The organism is Candidatus Pelagibacter sp. PS_41 (genome assembly GCF_059417725.1).
The window spans coordinates 1,111,398-1,128,618 of sequence record NZ_CM182062.1; the positions used below are offsets into that span (position 1 = coordinate 1,111,398).

At 30.3% G+C, this 17,221-nt stretch carries 20 protein-coding genes; 4 read left to right on the plus strand and 16 right to left on the minus strand.

The genetic code is table 11. From position 1 onward, the window contains the following. Positions 1 to 35: 35 nt before the first annotated feature. The 15 genes from AC5SL8_RS06045 to hspQ all read right to left on the minus strand — a co-directional run bounded on the left by AC5SL8_RS06045 (position 36) and on the right by hspQ (position 13,887). Positions 36 to 1,193 carry a TRAP transporter substrate-binding protein gene (locus AC5SL8_RS06045; protein ID WP_494579688.1) on the minus strand — a complete coding sequence of 386 codons (1,158 nt, stop codon included), beginning with the start codon at positions 1,191 to 1,193 and terminating at the stop codon, positions 36 to 38. A gap of 180 nt (positions 1,194 to 1,373) precedes the next feature. Next, positions 1,374 to 2,327: a 2-hydroxyacid dehydrogenase gene (locus tag AC5SL8_RS06050; protein ID WP_494579689.1), complete on the minus strand. Its 954-nt coding sequence runs from the start codon at positions 2,325 to 2,327 to the stop codon at positions 1,374 to 1,376. A 2-nt stretch (positions 2,328 to 2,329) separates the two neighbouring features. Beyond that, the gene (glcF, locus tag AC5SL8_RS06055; protein WP_494579691.1) at positions 2,330 to 3,625 is read right to left on the minus strand and encodes a glycolate oxidase subunit GlcF; all 1,296 of its coding nucleotides are present in this window, start codon (positions 3,623 to 3,625) and stop codon (positions 2,330 to 2,332) included. Further along, entirely contained in the window at positions 3,625 to 4,905 is a 1,281-nt protein-coding gene (locus AC5SL8_RS06060) for an FAD-binding protein (protein WP_494579692.1), read from the minus strand. The genes glcF and AC5SL8_RS06060 overlap by 1 nt, the downstream gene beginning before the upstream one ends. Beyond that, positions 4,859 to 6,355, minus strand: coding sequence for an FAD-linked oxidase C-terminal domain-containing protein (locus tag AC5SL8_RS06065; protein ID WP_494573060.1), 1,497 nt, complete (start codon positions 6,353 to 6,355; stop codon positions 4,859 to 4,861). The genes AC5SL8_RS06060 and AC5SL8_RS06065 overlap by 47 nt, the downstream gene beginning before the upstream one ends. Before the next feature lie 5 nt (positions 6,356 to 6,360). Beyond that, positions 6,361 to 7,524 (minus strand): pyridoxal phosphate-dependent aminotransferase, encoded by a 1,164-nt coding sequence (locus AC5SL8_RS06070; protein ID WP_494579694.1) that lies wholly within the window; start codon positions 7,522 to 7,524, stop codon positions 6,361 to 6,363. Positions 7,525 to 7,597: 73 nt separating this feature from the next. Then, positions 7,598 to 8,749: an alpha-hydroxy acid oxidase gene (locus tag AC5SL8_RS06075; RefSeq protein ID WP_494579696.1), complete on the minus strand. Its 1,152-nt coding sequence runs from the start codon at positions 8,747 to 8,749 to the stop codon at positions 7,598 to 7,600. Between the two features lie 4 nt (positions 8,750 to 8,753). Further along, positions 8,754 to 9,248 carry an acyloxyacyl hydrolase gene (locus tag AC5SL8_RS06080; RefSeq protein ID WP_494579697.1) on the minus strand — a complete coding sequence of 165 codons (495 nt, stop codon included), beginning with the start codon at positions 9,246 to 9,248 and terminating at the stop codon, positions 8,754 to 8,756. 13 nt (positions 9,249 to 9,261) lie between these two features. After that, positions 9,262 to 9,624 (minus strand): cytochrome c-type biogenesis protein, encoded by a 363-nt coding sequence (locus tag AC5SL8_RS06085; protein WP_494579699.1) that lies wholly within the window; start codon positions 9,622 to 9,624, stop codon positions 9,262 to 9,264. Then, complete coding sequence (locus AC5SL8_RS06090) at positions 9,621 to 10,142, minus strand: DsbE family thiol:disulfide interchange protein (RefSeq protein WP_494579701.1); 522 nt, start codon at positions 10,140 to 10,142, stop codon at positions 9,621 to 9,623. Before AC5SL8_RS06090 ends, AC5SL8_RS06085 begins: the two co-directional genes overlap by 4 nt. Beyond that, positions 10,139 to 12,016, minus strand: coding sequence for a heme lyase CcmF/NrfE family subunit (locus tag AC5SL8_RS06095; RefSeq protein WP_494579703.1), 1,878 nt, complete (start codon positions 12,014 to 12,016; stop codon positions 10,139 to 10,141). The genes AC5SL8_RS06090 and AC5SL8_RS06095 overlap by 4 nt, the downstream gene beginning before the upstream one ends. A gap of 1 nt (position 12,017) precedes the next feature. Next, the gene (gene ccmE, locus AC5SL8_RS06100) at positions 12,018 to 12,437 is read right to left on the minus strand and encodes a cytochrome c maturation protein CcmE (protein ID WP_494579705.1); all 420 of its coding nucleotides are present in this window, start codon (positions 12,435 to 12,437) and stop codon (positions 12,018 to 12,020) included. A gap of 10 nt (positions 12,438 to 12,447) precedes the next feature. Next, positions 12,448 to 12,675 carry a hypothetical protein gene (locus AC5SL8_RS06105; protein WP_271516472.1) on the minus strand — a complete coding sequence of 76 codons (228 nt, stop codon included), beginning with the start codon at positions 12,673 to 12,675 and terminating at the stop codon, positions 12,448 to 12,450. Then, positions 12,672 to 13,382, minus strand: a complete 711-nt coding sequence (ccmC, locus tag AC5SL8_RS06110; protein ID WP_494579707.1) for a heme ABC transporter permease CcmC — start codon at positions 13,380 to 13,382, stop codon at positions 12,672 to 12,674. The genes AC5SL8_RS06105 and ccmC overlap by 4 nt, the downstream gene beginning before the upstream one ends. A gap of 184 nt (positions 13,383 to 13,566) precedes the next feature. Continuing rightward, positions 13,567 to 13,887, minus strand: a complete 321-nt coding sequence (gene hspQ / locus AC5SL8_RS06115; RefSeq protein WP_271516469.1) for a heat shock protein HspQ — start codon at positions 13,885 to 13,887, stop codon at positions 13,567 to 13,569. A gap of 79 nt (positions 13,888 to 13,966) precedes the next feature. Between hspQ and AC5SL8_RS06120 the strand changes: the two genes are divergently transcribed. Both AC5SL8_RS06120 and AC5SL8_RS06125 read left to right on the plus strand, forming a co-directional pair. After that, on the plus strand, positions 13,967 to 14,518 hold the full coding sequence (locus AC5SL8_RS06120; RefSeq protein ID WP_494579709.1) for a septation protein A: 552 nt from the start codon (positions 13,967 to 13,969) through the stop codon (positions 14,516 to 14,518). Further along, a complete protein-coding gene (locus AC5SL8_RS06125) occupies positions 14,511 to 14,855 on the plus strand; it encodes a DUF2794 domain-containing protein (protein WP_271516466.1) in 345 nt (114 codons plus the stop codon). The genes AC5SL8_RS06120 and AC5SL8_RS06125 overlap by 8 nt, the downstream gene beginning before the upstream one ends. Positions 14,856 to 14,858: 3 nt before the next feature. Here AC5SL8_RS06125 and AC5SL8_RS06130 read toward each other — a convergent pair whose 3' ends face one another. Then, positions 14,859 to 15,620: a Bax inhibitor-1/YccA family protein gene (locus AC5SL8_RS06130; protein WP_494579710.1), complete on the minus strand. Its 762-nt coding sequence runs from the start codon at positions 15,618 to 15,620 to the stop codon at positions 14,859 to 14,861. A 60-nt stretch (positions 15,621 to 15,680) separates the two neighbouring features. Here AC5SL8_RS06130 and AC5SL8_RS06135 point away from each other — a divergent pair, with 60 nt between their 5' ends. After that, positions 15,681 to 16,718, plus strand: coding sequence for an aldo/keto reductase (locus AC5SL8_RS06135; protein WP_494579712.1), 1,038 nt, complete (start codon positions 15,681 to 15,683; stop codon positions 16,716 to 16,718). Further along, positions 16,709 to 17,221, plus strand: coding sequence for an invasion associated locus B family protein (locus AC5SL8_RS06140; protein ID WP_494579714.1), 513 nt, complete (start codon positions 16,709 to 16,711; stop codon positions 17,219 to 17,221). Before AC5SL8_RS06135 ends, AC5SL8_RS06140 begins: the two co-directional genes overlap by 10 nt.

Consider the following 17,221-nt stretch of genomic DNA (forward strand, 5'->3'; position numbering starts at 1 on the left):
GCCGAAACCCCCTTCTTAAATAATTAAAAAGTTAATTAGATTTTAACTTTTCCAATTGGTCCAAACTCATTTTCATAAGCTAGTTTGTAATTAGGCTGATTCATCAGCAAGTACTTCATTACTTTCTTAGCGTATGCTTTTTGAGAGTCTACCACTTTTTTGAAGAATGCATCTTTTCCTGAGAATTCTCCAACAACTTTATCCCAACCTTTTAACTGTTCAGCTAAAATGGCATCAGATGTTTGGTAAACGTTAACCTTATGTGTGTTCATCAAATCAGCTAAACTGTCAGAGTATCTAACAAGTGCTTTGAAGTAGTTATCTGAGTTAGCAGCATAAGCAGCGTTCTTCAAGATAGCTTGATGAGCAGGTGAAAGGCTTTTCAGTCTCTTAGTGTTCATAGGAATTTCAAACATCTCTTGAGATTGATGGAAACTTCCTAAGTGATAGTGTTTAGAGACATCTTGCATTCCAAACTGTGAGTCTGATGTTGGGTTGTTAAACTCAGCAGCATCAATCAAACCAGTTTTCATTGCTGGTTGGATCTCACCACCTGGTAATTGTCTTACGACCATTCCCATAGCAGTTAAAACGTTAGTCGCTAGACCAACTGTTCTATACTTCATACCTTTAACATCAGATACTTTAGTTACGTTCTTTTTGAACCAACCAAAAGGTTGTGCTGGCATAGGCATATGAAAGAATCCAGTGTAGTTATATCCAACACTAGCTACTGCTTCTTCATATAATTTTCTTCCTCCACCATACTCCATCCATCCCATAACTTCTTGAGATGACATTCCGTATGAAGGACCAGTTCCAAAAAGTGAAGCTGCAGCGTTTTTACCATACCAATATGCAGTCACCCAGTGACCCATATCAACGATTCCATCGCTTACCGCCGCTCCGATTTCTGAAGTTTTAACAATTGCGTTTACAGGCTGAAGATCAATTTTAAGTGATCCTCCAGACATATCGCTAACCATGTTACAGTAGTCTTGCGCCATTTCAAAAAAAATGTTTGCGCCTGAAGGCCAAGCAGCTTGCATTTTTAATGTAACGTGTCCGTCTGCAGTTGCAATATTAGGCATTGCAACAGCTGTTGCAGCTACAGCACCAGCTTTAGCAGCAGTCTTAAAGAACTTACGTCTTGAAGAATTTGAGCTCTTCAATGATTTTTTTTCTTTAATCATTATTTCTCCTTTGATTATTAGTTAATTAACTGTCGGCATCTTAATCACATTCGTAATCAGAGTCTAAAGAATAGTAGACTTTGAATGGCTTTATAAAATTGTGTTTTTATAATGAAAAATCTTCTTGCGACAATAACAGTACAACTTAAAATTGTATTATATTAACTTGATAACCAAAAATTAATTTACTAAATTTTTACAGTTTCCTGTTTTGAAAAACTCATCAATATTGTCTATAGCTAGATTGGCCATAGCAATTCTTGTGTGCTTAGTAGCACTTCCAAGGTGAGGCAAAATAAAAACACTTTTAATCTTCAGATAGCCCGGATTTAAATTTGGTTCACCCTTATAAACATCAAGTCCTGCTGCATAAATTTTTCTTCTATTTAATGCATCTATTAAAGCTTCATCTTCAACAATATCTCCTCGAGCTACATTTGTTATAACTGCACCTGTTGGAAAATATTCTAATGTTTCTTTATTAATTAAATTTTCTGTTTCTTTTGTTGCGGGACAACAAATTGACAATACATCTGAAACTCCAAAAAGACTTTTAATGCTATCATGATAAATAGCACCCTGTTCTTTTTCGTCACTTAGTTTTGATCTGTTGTGATAATGAATAATCATTCCTAAAGATTTTGCAATTTTTGCAATCTTTTGACCTATTCTCCCCATTCCTAAAATTCCAAGCCTCGTACCAGTTAACTGTTTTCCTATCAAATAATCTGCTGACCATTTCCAGCTACTTTCTTTTGCAGCCTGAATGCCCTCTGGCACTCTTCTACATGCTCCAAGTATTAATAAAATTCCAATCTCAGCTGTGGCATCAGATAAAACTTCTGGTGTATTAGTTACAGCTATTCCTCTTTTTTTGGCTGCTTCTAAATCAATATTTCCAAAACCAACTGCAAAATTAGAAATTATCTTAATACTATCTGGCAGTTTGTTTATAGTTTCTTCATCCATCTTATCAGTTAAAGAAGTTAGGATTGCATCTTGTCCTTTGCTCAATTCAATTAGTTTTGATTGAGAGTATAATTCATCATTGCTATTAAATTTTGCATCAAATATTTTTGATGCTTTATCTTCAGACTCTTTTAATAACCTTCTTGTAATTATAATTTTTTTCATAGTTAATTTTTTTGTAATATTTTTGGTTTTGGGCCACCAGTATACCAATCTAATATCTCAATGGTATGTAAAATTGGAGTTTTCGTTCCATTAGAAATTTGAGTAATACAACCAATATTTCCAGTTGATATAAAATCAGGTTTTAAACTTTCAATATTTTTTACTTTTTTACTTAATAATTCTTTTGCAATTTCAGTCTGCAAAATATTATAAGTACCAGCAGATCCGCAACAGATGTGTCCTTCTGGAATTTCCATAATTTCATTATTTGTTTTTGAAAGTAATGACATGGGTTGACTGTGTACTTTTTGTCCATGTTGCATTGAACAAGCTGAATGATAAGCAATTTTATACTTCTTTTCTTTAGAGTTAAAATTTAATTTTAAATTTGTATTTAAATATTCAGTGACATCTTTAGTTAAATCAGAAATTACTTTAGCTTTCTTTTTCATATTTTCATCATCTCTAAAAATGAAACCATAGTCTTTCATGGTAGTTCCACATCCAGAAGTATTAGATAAAATAGCGTCTAAATTTCCTTTTTGATGTTCGTCATACCAAGTATTGATATTATTTATAAAATCCTGGTGAGCATCATCTTCTTTGCCTAAGTGGTGATTTAAAGAACCACAACATCTAATTTTTTTAGGAACAATTACTTCAACTCCATGTCTATTTAAGAGTCTAATCGTGGCCTCATTAATTTGAGGAGAAATTTCTTTCTGCACACAACCAGTTAAAAGCGCAACTCTTGCAACTTTCTTATTTTTAGCCACAGGATAAATTTCTTTTTGTTTTAAGGTTTTTTTGGGAAAACTTGTTGGCATCAAGTTCATCATATCTTTTATTTTTAATGGCATTAAAAATTGAAAAGGTTTAGCTAATTTAACCATATAACTTGCTAATCTAAAGTATCCAGTATTCGGTAACACTACTGATAAAAAGTTCCTAATTGTTCTATCAAAAAAGGATCTTTCATAGTTTTTTTCAATATATTTTTTTCCATGATCAATGATGTGCATATAATTTACTCCAGCAGGACAAGTGGTCATGCAGCTATAGCAAGACAAACATCTATCTATGTGTTTTACCGTTTTTGCTGTTGGTTTTTTTTGATTTTCCAACATATCCTTAATTAAATAAATTCTTCCCCGAGGCCCATCTAATTCATCACCAAATATTTGATGAGTTGGACAAGTTGCATTACAAAAACCACAATGAACACACTTTTTAAAAATTTTTTCTGTTGCCGTATTATCACTGTCTTTTAATTGTTTTTCAGTAAAGTTTGTTTGCATTAAATTCCTCTGTACATTTTTCCTGGATTAAAAATTCTTTTAGGATCAAAACTTTTTTTGATCTTTTCTGATATTAAAAGTCTTGTATCGTCTACTGTAAAAATCGTTTCTTCGTAATCATATTCTTCCGATGTCTTTATGATAGTTAAATAGCCACCTAATTCCTTGGTTAATTTTTTAATATCACTTACCTTAGAGCTCTTCTTTGATTGAACTTCTATCCAATATAATGAGCCACACCAATCAATGTAATATTTATACTTATTGCCTAGAAATTGCATCAACTTAGGGCCTTTTGAAGGAGGCACTACTACTCTTAAGAGGTTATTTTTTGTTTGTTTAAATATCTCAAGATTGTTTATTTTTTTCCAAAATGGTATTGATTGATGAACATCCAAAATTATTGTATTCAAATTACTAAACTCAAGTTCAATTGTTAAAGCTTTTAATTTTTCTTCTATTGAGATTTTATCTCCTTCTATTCTTAACGCTAAAAATGACCCTTTATATTTTAAATCATTAAATTTAAAAACCATTTCTTTATTTTGGTCATAATTTTCATCTTTGGGTTCTTCGGGAATATAAACAGCTCCTGAGACTTCGCTACTTGAGCCAGAAATTTTTTCGAATAAATCTTTAACTAATTTTTTATCATCAGTATAAATTGTAATTGTATTTGATAATTTTTTTTTAGGTAAAACCTTTAATGTTATTTCAGTTAATGCTACTAAAGTTCCAAAAGATCCTGTAACTAGCTTTGATAAATCATAACCAGTAACATTTTTTACAACTGTTCCGCCTGATTTAATTATATCTCCCTTACCATTTACACCTCTGAAACCTAATATATGATCTCTTAAACTTCCGACTTTAAATCTTCGAGAGCCAGCAAAATTACAAGCTAAATGACCTGCTATAGTGCCCTTATTTGATTTTCCATTTTCAATAAATCCAAAATCAATAGGCTCAAAAGCCAATTCTTGATTATTTTTTTCTAACTCCTTTTCAACTAACTCTAATGGCGTGTTAGCTTTAACTTTAATATAAAGTTCTTCAGGCAAATACTCAATTACACCTGACAATTTAGACATAGATAGTTTTTTTGCAGATTGTATTCTGTTACCAATAAAATTTTTTGAGCCTGTGCCAATTATTTCTGTTGGTTGGTTTTTTTTATAAAGCTCCTGAACTAGATTTGAAACTTGCAGCTCATCTTCTGGATAATAGATGTTGTTAGAATCTTGGAAGATCTGGGAATTTTTCTTCATTTCTGTGGACATGTACCCTTCCTTCCTCTGCACATTTTCTTAATATTGGATAAACCTTTCCAGGATTTAACAAATTTTTTTCATCTAACGATTTTTTAATATCTAATTGTTGTTGAATATCTGTATTATTAAACATCTCACACATTAGTTCTCTTTTTTCAATTCCGACCCCATGTTCTCCAGTTATAACTCCTCCTAACCTTACACAGGCTTTTAGTATTTCAGCTCCAAATTCTTCAGTTTTTCTTAATTGTTCTTTATCACCCCCATCAAACATTATTAACGGGTGCAAATTTCCGTCTCCCGCATGAAAACAATTTGCTACTGGCAACTCATATTTTTCAGAAAGTTTTTTTATTTCAAGTAAAGCTTCTGCTAGTTTTCCTCTTGGTATGGATCCGTCCATACAATAATAATCTGGTGCCATAGCTCCACATGCTGGAAAAGCTGCTTTTCTACCTGCCCAAAATGATAGTCTTTCTTTTTCATTTTTGCTAAATTTTAAACTTGAGCAATTATTTTTTTCACAAATAGTTCTTACTTGTTTTAATAATTCATCTACTTCAGACTCAGTTCCATCTAATTCTACAATTAATAAAAGCTCTGCATCTCTTGGGTAACCTGCTTTACTAAAATTATCTGTTGCCTCTATTAAAGCTTTATCCATTATTTCCATGCCTGCTGGAACAATTCCACTTGAAATTATTTCTGATGCTGCATTTCCACCTTCTTCAATTGTTGGAAATCCTATTAACGCTGCTTTAACTACTTGAGGATTTTTTAAAATTTTAACTGTCACTTCAGTAATCACTCCTAATAATCCTTCTGAACCACAAATTAATCCCATCAAATCATATCCTTCTTGATCAAGAGTTTTTCCACCAACTCTACAAACCGTTCCATCCATCATTACCATTTCAACACCTAAAATATTATTAGTTGTTGTTCCATATTTTAAAGAGTGAACACCTCCTGAATTTTCAGCAACATTACCACCTATTGAACATGCAAGCTGACTTGATGGATCTGGTGCATAGTAAAAATTTTTATGTTGGACAGCATGAGTAATTCCTAGATTTGTTACACCAGGTTGGGTTACTACACATTTATTTTCAAAATCAATTTCTATAATTTTATTAAATTTCCCAAGACTTAATAAAATTGCATCATTTAAAGGTAGTGCACCACCTGAAAGGCCAGTGCCAGCTCCCCTTGGTACAACTTTAATATTTTCTTTGTAACAAAACTTTAAAATGTTACTTACTTCTTCAGTATTTTCTGGCATCACAACAGCAAGTGGTGTCTGCGTATAAGCCGCTAATGCATCAGTTTCATATGGCTTAACGTCATCAGCATGACTTAAAACATTTTCTGGATTTATAATTTTTGCAAGATTTTTAAAGATATATTCTTTTTTATTTATCGTTGCTTTATCTATCTTTGGCAGAACTAATTCACTCATTAGTCTTAGCCTAGCATTTTTTTGATATTTTCCAATGCGTTAGATATGTTATCTTGTGAGGCTGCAAAGCTAAATCTTACGTAATCTTGGCAAGTTTTACCAAAAGCTGTTCCTGGAACTATTGCTACTCCTGCTTCATGCATACATTTTTTTGCAAATTCTGAACCATTCATTCCCGTTCCAATTACCTTTGGAAATGCATAAAAAGCTCCTCCTGGAAGGCTACATTCTATACCTGGCAAACTATTTAAACCTTCATGAATTAGTTTTCTTCTCTGTGTAAACTTTACCATCATTTCATTAATTGAATCATCTGGACCATCCAATGCTGCAATTCCTGCAAATTGAGCTGCTGCGTTTACACACGATACACTATTAATTAAAAGCTTATTAACATGTGAAATTAATTCCTTGGGCCAAAAACTCCATCCTAGTCTCCATCCCGTCATCGAATATGCTTTACTCCAACCTTCTAATACAATCAGTCTTTCTCTTAACTCTGGATAATTAAAAAATGATGGCATTTCTTTATTATCAAAAATCTGTCTACTGTAAATTTCATCACTTAATATAGTTACGTGTGGATGTTTTTTAAGACCTTCAGCCAATACATCAATATCCGCTTTTTCCACAAAGCTACCCGTTGGATTGTTTGGGTTAATTAATACTAACAATCTAGTTTTATCAGTGATTAGTGATAAAATTTTTTCTGGATTAAATTTAAGATCCTTATCTTCAGTTAAATCATAAGGTACAGATGTTGATCCAGTATAATTAATCATTGACTCATATATTGGAAAGGCAGGTGTAGGGTGAATTATTTCAGCACCTGGTTCTCCAAAACATTGAATGGCATAACTCATCGTAGGTTTTCCACCTGGCATGATTAAAATTCTTTCAAAATCTACATCAACACTATAACGTTTTTTAATCCATCTTGTTACAGCTTGTCTACATTCTGGAATACCGTTGGACATTACATATCCGTGGTGACCATCATCTAAAGCTTTTTTTGCAGCATCTACTACGTGTTGGGGTGTTTTAAAATCAGGCTGACCTAACCCTAAATGAATCATTGGATTTCCTTTAGCCTCTAAAGCCTTAGCTTCAGCCAAAACACTAAATGCAGACTCAGTTCCTAATCTCTCTAAATTTTTTGCTAATTTCATAATAATTTAATTCTAATATTAATATTTTATAATTTAATTTATTTTTTTTATATATACTTATGATAAGTAATAACTATTTTCTATAGATTAATTTTGATGCATCTAATTCTTTCAGGGTCTTACAGCCCATTAATACCATATTCCTATTAATTTCATCATGCATGTTTTGCAATAGACGTTCAACACCTGGTTGACCTCCTGCACTTAATGCAAATAAAAACATTTTTCCAAAACTACAAGCTGTTGCACCAGCTGCTAAAGCTTTTAAAACATGAGTTCCACGTCTTACTCCACCATCTAATATGATCTCTAATTTATCTCCAACAGCCTCTCGAATTGCACTAACTTGGTCAAAAGGCGACCTTGAACCATCTAGTTGTCTACCGCCATGGTTTGAAATCATAATTGCAGAGCATCCTATATCTATAGCTTTTTTTGCATCCTCGACTGACATCACGCCCTTAAGTGCAAATGGACCATTCCATTTTTTCACACAATATTCAGCGTCTTTCCAATTCATAGCTGGATCATATTGTTCATTAATATATTCAATTACAGACTTTGAAATATTGGTACCTTTGTCTGTTTTGTTTTTAACATTAGATAATTCAAATTTTTTATGAGTAAAATAATTAAATACCCACTCAGGCCTCATTGCAAAACTAATTAAACTTTGAAGGGTAAGTTTTGGAGGAGTGGTAAATCCAGTTCTATGATCTTTTTCTCTATTTCCAGCAACTAAAGTATCTACTGTTAAACACATGCCGTCAAAGCCAGATATTTTACATCTATCAATTAAATCATCTGTTATTGATTGATCTTTATGAACATAAAGTTGGAACAATTTTGGACCATTTGAGATTTCTGCAATCTCTTCAATTGTATTATTAGCCATAGTTGACATGCTATAAAAAGTACCAAATTTTTCAGCAGCTCTAGCAGATGCTTTGTCGCCATCATGATGATAAAGTCTTTGCATTGCAGTTGGGGAAAGAAAGATAGGCATATTAATCTTTTTACCAAAAACAGTCGCTGAAAGATCAGGCTTACCAACGCTAGCAAGTATATTAGGAACTAAATCACAATCATTAAAAGATTCTGTGTTTCTTCTTAATGTTTGCTCATCATCTGCACCACCATCAATATAATGAAATATAGGTGAAGGTAATTTTTTTTTAGCTAATTTTCTAAAGTCATTAAAATTATAACAATCATTTAACTTCATTAAATTAAAAAATTTTTGAAAATGAAATTGTTTGATTATCTACACCAGGGTTTTTGTCTCCCCAGTCATTGTTTGAAATATGACTATAAGAGTATCCTATTTTAGATTCTTTAAAAATATCTAAACTAAATTTTAATTCACTTTTAAACTCTAGAGCCATTCCTAAATCTTTTCCATCACCTTGCTCGTAATAACCAGGTGCAAAACTGGGTACAATATTTAAAGGACCCAACTCATATTCAGCTTGAACCCCAGTGTACAAATAAATTGAACTTTTATCTGTAACAAATCCACCTGTAATCGGAGAAAATTTTCCAATAAACGTATCTCTGAATAATATTGGATTATTATGTTCAAAACCATATAGAGTTGCCTCATCATCACCTTCTTTATCTATGGTATCAAAGGTGCCGGCATAGAAGCTGAACTCTGTTTCACTCTTTGCTGGAGTAAAAAAAAGCAACAAGGATAACAATAAATATATTTTTTTTAGCTCCATGAATATTTAGTATTTAAATTTTAATTTTTTTTCTCATTATTGCACCACCTAACAAAAATAACAATAACGGTAATAACCACAATATATAAGTATTTTTATTTAATTGTGGATCGTAAACTATCCAATCACCATACTTTTCTCTTAAAAATTCATATATATACTCTTCTTTTAGTCCTTCATTAATTTTTCTATCAACAATTAATTTTATACTAGATGCAAATTCTGACTCGGAGTCGTATACAGACTGACCCTGACAAATCAAACAACGGATATTTTTTAATATTTTATTTTTTAAGATATCATTTTTTTCTTCAGATTTTAACTCTGAAAAATTTGTAATTAATAAAAGTATTATAAATATCTTAAAAATTTTCATTTAATAATTAACTCAATCTTATTTACAGCTTCTTGATCAATTGGGCCAATAAATTTCTTTATTATTTTTTTATTTCTATCTATTAAAAAGGTTTCCGGGACACCGAAAGCACCAAATTCAACACCTAAAGTACCATCTTTATCAATTAAAATTCTTGAATAGGGATTTCCAAATTCATCAATAAAATTTTTTGCATTATTAAAACTATCCCTGTAATTTATACCAATTAGTTTAACTGAATGATTTCTATTTAATTGCATTAATAGAGGGTGTTCTGCTCTACAAGGCACACACCAAGATGCCCAAATATTTACAATATAATAAGTATTATCTTTAAAAATTTCATCTGAACTAACAGTTTTTTTTGAAAAGAAATCTACTGCATTAAAAATTGGAATATCTTTTTTAATGCTAGTTTTTGGTGCATAAGTATTTGGATTATTTAATCCTTTGTAAAAAATTATAAAACAAAAACTTAAAACTACGCCTGTAATTAATATAGTTATATTTTTTTTCATGTCCTAGTTTTAAATAAACCTATCGTTCCACCAAGACCTAATAAAAAGACAGAAATCCAAATCCATACCATAAATGGTTTTGATTGATATCTAACATTAAAATATTCATTACCTTTAACAAGATTCATGACTATAAATTTATCTTCCAATAATGTTGTTTTTATATCTGCCTCGCTAGTAACCATTAGAGGTTGATTATAAACTCTTATCTCTGGTTCTAATTCAACAACGTTTCCCTCCAGATCTTTAATTTCAAAAAAAGCAATAATTGAATTAAAATTACTCTCTCTTCTTTCTTCAATCTTTTTAAAAAAAATTTCTTCTTTTCCAAATTTAAATTTTTCACCTATCTTCATATTGGTAATCACCTCTGATGATAAGATGCCATTAAATAAAATACTCAATATTAATAAACTAAAACCAAAGTGGGCAATTGTTTGTGAACTATTATTTAATTTTTTAGTCAAAAATTCTTTAAGAGTTGTGAAAAAAAGAAAAAAAGCAGCTGATAATAAAAGAGTATAGAAAAGAATATTTGTTGTTAGATTTTTGATTATAAAAAACGTTAAAATTATTGAAATTATAAATATTATAATTATTGAATATTTCTTTTCAATTTTTGACTTGATCCATTTAAGTCTTGGGCCCAAGGCCATAAATAATAAAAAGGGTATTAAAAATGGAGCTATGAGTTTGTGATAAAATGGAGGTCCTACAGAAATTTTTTCTGATGAAATAACATCTAAAAAAATTGGATAAACTGTACCTATTAAAACAACAGACAAAAAGTACATCATAAACCAATTATTTATTAAAATGGATGTTTCTCTACTAAGCCAAAAAAAATTATTTTGATTAACATTATTATCTTTATGAAAAATAAAAAATACACCCAAAGATAAGATTATTAAAACAAACAGGAAGATTAATATAAAAATTCCCCTTGCTGGATCGTTTGCAAAAGTATGCACAGAATTTAGTAAGCCAGATCTAACTAAAAATGTTCCACACATACTTAAGGTGAATGTTGTAATAGATAACACAACTACCCATGATGTTAATGTGGCTCTTCTTTCTAATACCGCAATACAATGTAAAAGAGCTGTTAACGATAACCAGGGCATTAAAGAAACATTCTCAACAGGATCCCAAAACCAAAAACCTCCCCAGCCTAATTCATAATAAGCCCAAATTGAACCCAGCATAATTCCTAATGATAAAAAAATCCAAGATATTAAAACCCATTTTTTTATGTGCTGTGCCCATTCTTGAGAAATATAATTTTGAGCAACTGCTGCCAGTGAGGCTGAAAATATTATAGAGGCACCAACATATCCTAAATATAAAATTGGAGGATGTATTGCTAATGCCGGATCTTGCAATATTGGATTAAGACCAAGGCCTTCTTTAGGAATTGGAAATAAATAATTAAACGGATTTGAGGTAGTTAATACAAATAAAAAAAATCCAATAATTATAATTTGCTGAAATAATAAAGTTAATATTCTATATTTTTTTGGTTGTGAATTTGATTTTAGTAAAAATAGAAAAATAAATAAAGTTAGAACTAATAACCATAATAACAAACTACCTTCATGATTGCCCCAGGTTCCAGAAATTTTATAAAATAATGGTTTGGTTGTATGTGAATTATTAAAAACTGTCTCATTGCTAAAATCTGAATTTATAAAAGATAAAATTAAACTAAAAAAACTTACAATCACAAAAGTTAACTGAAGGAAAGTTAAGATTATTATGTTTTCATTAAGTTTTTTATTAACTTTATTAAAGTCTTGGATAGCTATTGTGCAGAGTAAAAATGAAAATAACAATCCAAGTATTAACGAATAATAACCTATTTGATTAGCAAGCAATTTATTTAACTCCTAAAGCTTCTTTGACTTCTGGTGGCATATAATTCTCATCATGTTTTGCCAAAATTTTTGTTGCAGAAAAATAATTTTTGTCTTTTAAAAAACCCTCAGCAACTACTCCTTTTCCTTCAGCAAATAAATTTGGTACGGCACCTGAATAAGTGACGTTAATTTCATTTTTAAAATCAGTAATAATAAAATTTACTTTATTGGAATTGATAACTACAGATTTTTCTTTAACCATACCCCCTACTCTTATCTTTTTGCTCTCTATTTCTATTAGAGAATTTATTTCAGATGGAGATTGAAAATATATAACGTTCTCTTTTAATGATTGTAGAATTAGAAAAACAGTTAAAATTACAGTTGCTAGAAGCAATACTAAGAATAAAAATCGTAATTTAACCTTTTTACCATACATGGTTTATTAGTTAAATATTTGATATATTGGATAATATTTCGTTATTGATAGTTTGTTGTTTAGCAGCTTTAGCTTTTTCAATACTTAGGGAACCAAACTTATTTGCAAATCTTTTTTGTTCTTTTGAAAGTTGCAATTTGATCACAAAATATAAAGTTGTAAAACTAGTCAATGTAAATGCAAAGGCTGACCATACATAAGCTCCGTACCCATTCATTGAAATTATTTCTATTATCATAATCTATCTAATCCTTTATTTTTAAGTTTTATCAGTTCCGTATTATATTTCATCAAAAAAATGAGTAATGAAAAAAGAGCAAATGCCGCAGTCATTAAGCCTAAAGGTATTAACATTGATGGGTGAATTGCTGTGTTAGTTGTTATGATGTTTATTGATGCCGGTTGATGGAGTGTGTTCCACCAATCAACTGAATATTTAATAATTGGAACATTAACTACTCCTATGATTGCAATTATAGAAGTTATTTTAACCACTTCTTCTTTGTCCTCATATATCCTCCATGCCAATAAATACATTCCATAAAATAAAGCTAACACTAGCATAGATGTTATTCTTGCATCCCATGCCCACCAAGTTCCCCATGTTGGTTTGCCCCAAATAGATCCAGTAACTAATGCTACAATATTAAAAACAAAGCCTGATGGTGCCAAGCTTTTTGCAATTAATGCAAAATTTTTATTTTTAAAAATAAAGCTTCCAATAGACAATAAAGTTAAACTTGAAAATATTCCAAGTGATATCCATGCTGCGGGGACATGTACGTACATAATTCTTACAGAGTCACTTTGTTTATAATCTTCAGGTGAAAGAATGAGTGCTTCTATTAAGCCAATTGTTAAAACAACGATAAATAGAAATAGAACATATTTTGGTGCCTTTGAAGTTATTGCAAAAATCTTATTAGGTTCAAAATATCTAAACATTTTAAAATTATATATATTAAAAGAAGTTAAATTAATTATTATTTTGAAAAGTTAATCTGATCAAGAGTGAAGAGGGAGATAATGATTACTAAGAGGTATTAGTATAACACTCTTGACCAGAATATAGTTTAATTTAGGCTCAATCTGTGTCTGAGGTTTGAGTAAAATGTGTTAAAAAAAAGATTTAATTAGATGGCTTAAAGTAACTAGAGCCCTTTTTTCCAGAAAATATCTCTTCAATTAATGGATGTTTAATTGGATCCTCTGAGTCATCCATAAGTAGATTTTGTTCTGATACATAGGCTTCGTAGGTAATCTCATCATTTTCAGCTAGTAAATGATAAAAGGGTTGATCTTTTCTTGGACGTACATTCTTAGGAATTGACTGATACCATTCTTCAGAGTTATTAAACTCAAAATCAACATCGTAAATTACACCTCTAAACTCAAAGTGTTTGTGTTTAACAATATCACCTATTGAAAATTTTGCTTTTTGAATTGCCATTATTATTAATATGGGGGTTTAAAAACAAAAATCAATAAAAAAAATATAATTGTTTTTTTATTATGTTAATATGTCTCAAGTGAATAAATCTTTTCTTAAATTTGCAACAGACTTTGGGCCTTTAGCTATATTTTTTTTCTATTATTATAATAATGATAAAAATTTATCAGTTGCCATACCACCACTTATAGTTGCAACTCTAGTTGCTTTAGCAATTGTTTGGGTTTTTGAAAAAAAAATACCCATGATGCCTTTGCTGAGTGGTATTTTAATTACACTCTTTGGTGGTCTTACCATTTATTTTAATGATCCAATTTTTGTTTACATAAAACCAACAATTATAAATATTTTATTTGCTCTTGGTTTGTTTTTTGGAAAATACTTTACAAAAGAACCTGTTCTTAAGAAGATTATGGGTAAATCAATTTCTTTAACTGATATTGGTTGGGAAATTTTAAACAAAAGATGGATGTATTTTTTCTTTAGTCTTGCATTGTTAAATGAATATATTTGGAGAACACAAACTGAAGAGTTTTGGGTTAATTTTAAGGTTTGGGGAATGCTACCAATAACTATTATTTTTACGGCCTTTCAAATATCTATAATTAAGAAGCATAAGCTTGATGAATAGAAACTTAAAATTAGTCATCAACAATCCTCATAATCAGATAACAGAGAAACAATTTTTTGAAAAGAATGAGCTTAAAGTTATTTTAGATTTATATGCCAAAATGGTCTCAGCAGGAACTTGGAAAGATTATGGTTTAAATATTTCAAGCAGACAAGTAAGTTTCAGTGTTTTTAAAAATGCTACCGAAAATGCTTTATACAAAATTTGTAAAAATTTTAAACCTAACAGTAAAAATCTGAAATATTTAATCACTGACTCTAATGGAAAAATATTAAAAAATTCTTTTGATCTAGAAATATTACTTAAGAATACTAATTGGAAAAATCTTAAAAAATAAAAACTATCTTCTTTGTCCAAACAATCTCAGCAACATTATAAATAAATTTATAAAGTCTAAGTATAGAGTTAAGGCACCCATCACAGCTTTTTTACCCATTAACTCTCCAGTATCACTTGATACAAACATGTTTTTAATTCTTTGAGTATCATATGCAGTAAGTCCCACAAAAATTAAAACACCTAAGATTGAAATAACAAAATCCATCATGGAAGATTTCATAAACATATTAACAACTGAAGCCACAATAATACCAATTAATCCCATCATTAAAAATGATCCTAATTTTGTAAGGTCTCTTTTAGTTGTATAGCCGTAAATACTCATTGCTCCAAAAGTAATTGAAGTAATAAAGAAAACTCTAGTAATACTCGCTCCTGTATAAACTAAAAAAATTGAAGATAAAGAAAGACCCATCAATGAGGCAAAAACCCAAAAGGTTGTTTGGGCACTTGCAGCCGACATTTTGTTAATTCTAGCACTCATGTAAAAAACAACTCCAAGAGGAGCTAACATTACAACCCATTTAAAACCTGATAAAAAAATTGTATTTCCCAAACTTGTTAAAGCAACAATTGATCCATTCGCATCTGTTACTACTGAAAGTTTAAAAAATATTAAAGAAACTAATCCAGTTAATAAAATACCAGATGCCATGTAGTTATAGACTTTTAACATGTAGGCTCTTAAGCCCTCATCCATTACCACTGTTGATTGCTGAGCTTCTTTTACTTTATTTAGTATGTTTTGTTTATTGAATTCCATGACACATATATAATAGCCTTTTACTATTATTTCAAGATGTCTTAATAAGGTTAAATAATTATGAATTATAAAAAACTAGGAAATACAGATTTAAAAGTAAGCACTATTTGTCTCGGTACTATGACTTGGGGTGAACAAAATACACAAAATGAAGGTTTTGAGCAGATGGATTATGCTTTAGATCAGGGTGTAAACTTTTGGGATACTGCGGAAATTTATTCTGTTCCTCCAAGAGAAGAAACGTTTGGTCATACTGAGACTATTATTGGTAATTGGTTTGAAAAAACAAAAAAGAGAGACAAAGTAATTTTAGCTTCAAAAGTTTGTGGCCCAATGAGAGAGTATGTAAGAGGTGGTGGAAATCAATTTGGAGAAAAGAATATTACAGAAGCACTTGAAGGAAGTTTAAAAAGATTAAAAACTGATTGTATTGATTTATACCAATTACATTGGCCAGAAAGAAAAACAAATTTTTTTGGCAAACTGGGTTATGAACATGATGATAGCAATGAGTGGACTAGGTTTGAAGATATTCTAGGAAATTTAAAAAAATTTATTGATCAAGGAAAAATTAAATACGTTGGTGTATCGAATGAAACACCGTGGGGATTATCTAAATATTTAGAGCTTTCGAAAGATAAAAAATTACCAAGAATGCTTTCGGTTCAAAATCCTTATAATTTATTAAATAGAACTTATGAAATTGGACTTGCAGAAATGTCTATTAGGAAGCAAGCAGGATTGCTAGCTTACTCTCCTCTTGCGTGTGGTTATTTATCTGGAAAATACAGAAATAAACAATTGCCAAAAAATTCTAGAATGGAAAGAGATGGTGATTTTTGGTCTAGATATAATAATCAAAATGCTGAAAAAGCTATTGAATTATATTATGAAATATCAAAGAAACATAATTTGGATTTAGCTCAAATGTCTTTAAAATTTTTAGAAATTCAGCCGTTTGTAACATCGGTTATCATTGGTGCAACGACAATGGAACAGTTGAAAACTAATATAGAAAGTATAGGTATAGATTTAAGTGAAGACGTAATTAAAGAAATAAATGAAATACAAACTATTTACCCTAACCCATGTCCATAATTAAAAATTTTATAATCATAATCTTTGTTGCTACTTTTATCAGTCAAGCTAATGCTGAAGAAGTAAAAAAAATGGGTACACATAAAGATTGGGAAACATATGTAATAAACTCGGACACAGGTAAAGTGTGTTTTGCTCAATCTAAGCCAGTTCTCCAATCACCCAAGGCGAACCCTAGAGAAGCACGATTATTTATTAGCTTTAGACCCGGAGAAAAAATAACCAATGAGATAAGTGTTACTGGTGGCTATGAATTTAATAATAAAAATACGGTAACTGCAACTTCAGGAAAAAATAAATATAAATTTGATCTTATTCAAGAAGGATTTGCTTGGATGTCAGACCAAGATAATAAACTAGAGAAAAAAATGATCAAAACAATGAAAAGAGGATCTAGGATAATGATTACAGGTTATACTCAGAATGGATCTTCAACTATTGATCATTATTCACTATTGGGTTTCACAAAGGCATACAATGCTACTATAGCAAATTGCAGCTAA

Bases quoted from the DNA above. Each gene is read 5' to 3' on its own strand.
- AC5SL8_RS06045 (WP_494579688.1), bottom strand. From the start codon at position 1,193: ATGATTAAAGAAAAAAAATCATTGAAGAGCTCAAATTCTTCAAGACGT.
- AC5SL8_RS06050 (WP_494579689.1), bottom strand. From the start codon at position 2,327: ATGAAAAAAATTATAATTACAAGAAGGTTATTAAAAGAGTCTGAAGAT.
- glcF (WP_494579691.1), bottom strand. From the start codon at position 3,625: ATGCAAACAAACTTTACTGAAAAACAATTAAAAGACAGTGATAATACG.
- AC5SL8_RS06060 (WP_494579692.1), bottom strand. From the start codon at position 4,905: ATGTCCACAGAAATGAAGAAAAATTCCCAGATCTTCCAAGATTCTAAC.
- AC5SL8_RS06065 (WP_494573060.1), bottom strand. From the start codon at position 6,355: ATGAGTGAATTAGTTCTGCCAAAGATAGATAAAGCAACGATAAATAAA.
- AC5SL8_RS06070 (WP_494579694.1), bottom strand. From the start codon at position 7,524: ATGAAATTAGCAAAAAATTTAGAGAGATTAGGAACTGAGTCTGCATTT.
- AC5SL8_RS06075 (WP_494579696.1), bottom strand. From the start codon at position 8,749: ATGAAGTTAAATGATTGTTATAATTTTAATGACTTTAGAAAATTAGCT.
- AC5SL8_RS06080 (WP_494579697.1), bottom strand. From the start codon at position 9,248: ATGGAGCTAAAAAAAATATATTTATTGTTATCCTTGTTGCTTTTTTTT.
- AC5SL8_RS06085 (WP_494579699.1), bottom strand. From the start codon at position 9,624: ATGAAAATTTTTAAGATATTTATAATACTTTTATTAATTACAAATTTT.
- AC5SL8_RS06090 (WP_494579701.1), bottom strand. From the start codon at position 10,142: ATGAAAAAAAATATAACTATATTAATTACAGGCGTAGTTTTAAGTTTT.
- ccmE (WP_494579705.1), bottom strand. From the start codon at position 12,437: ATGTATGGTAAAAAGGTTAAATTACGATTTTTATTCTTAGTATTGCTT.
- AC5SL8_RS06105 (WP_271516472.1), bottom strand. From the start codon at position 12,675: ATGATAATAGAAATAATTTCAATGAATGGGTACGGAGCTTATGTATGG.
- ccmC (WP_494579707.1), bottom strand. From the start codon at position 13,382: ATGTTTAGATATTTTGAACCTAATAAGATTTTTGCAATAACTTCAAAG.
- hspQ (WP_271516469.1), bottom strand. From the start codon at position 13,887: ATGGCAATTCAAAAAGCAAAATTTTCAATAGGTGATATTGTTAAACAC.
- AC5SL8_RS06125 (WP_271516466.1), top strand. From the start codon at position 14,511: ATGAATAGAAACTTAAAATTAGTCATCAACAATCCTCATAATCAGATA.
- AC5SL8_RS06130 (WP_494579710.1), bottom strand. From the start codon at position 15,620: ATGGAATTCAATAAACAAAACATACTAAATAAAGTAAAAGAAGCTCAG.
- AC5SL8_RS06135 (WP_494579712.1), top strand. From the start codon at position 15,681: ATGAATTATAAAAAACTAGGAAATACAGATTTAAAAGTAAGCACTATT.
- AC5SL8_RS06140 (WP_494579714.1), top strand. From the start codon at position 16,709: ATGTCCATAATTAAAAATTTTATAATCATAATCTTTGTTGCTACTTTT.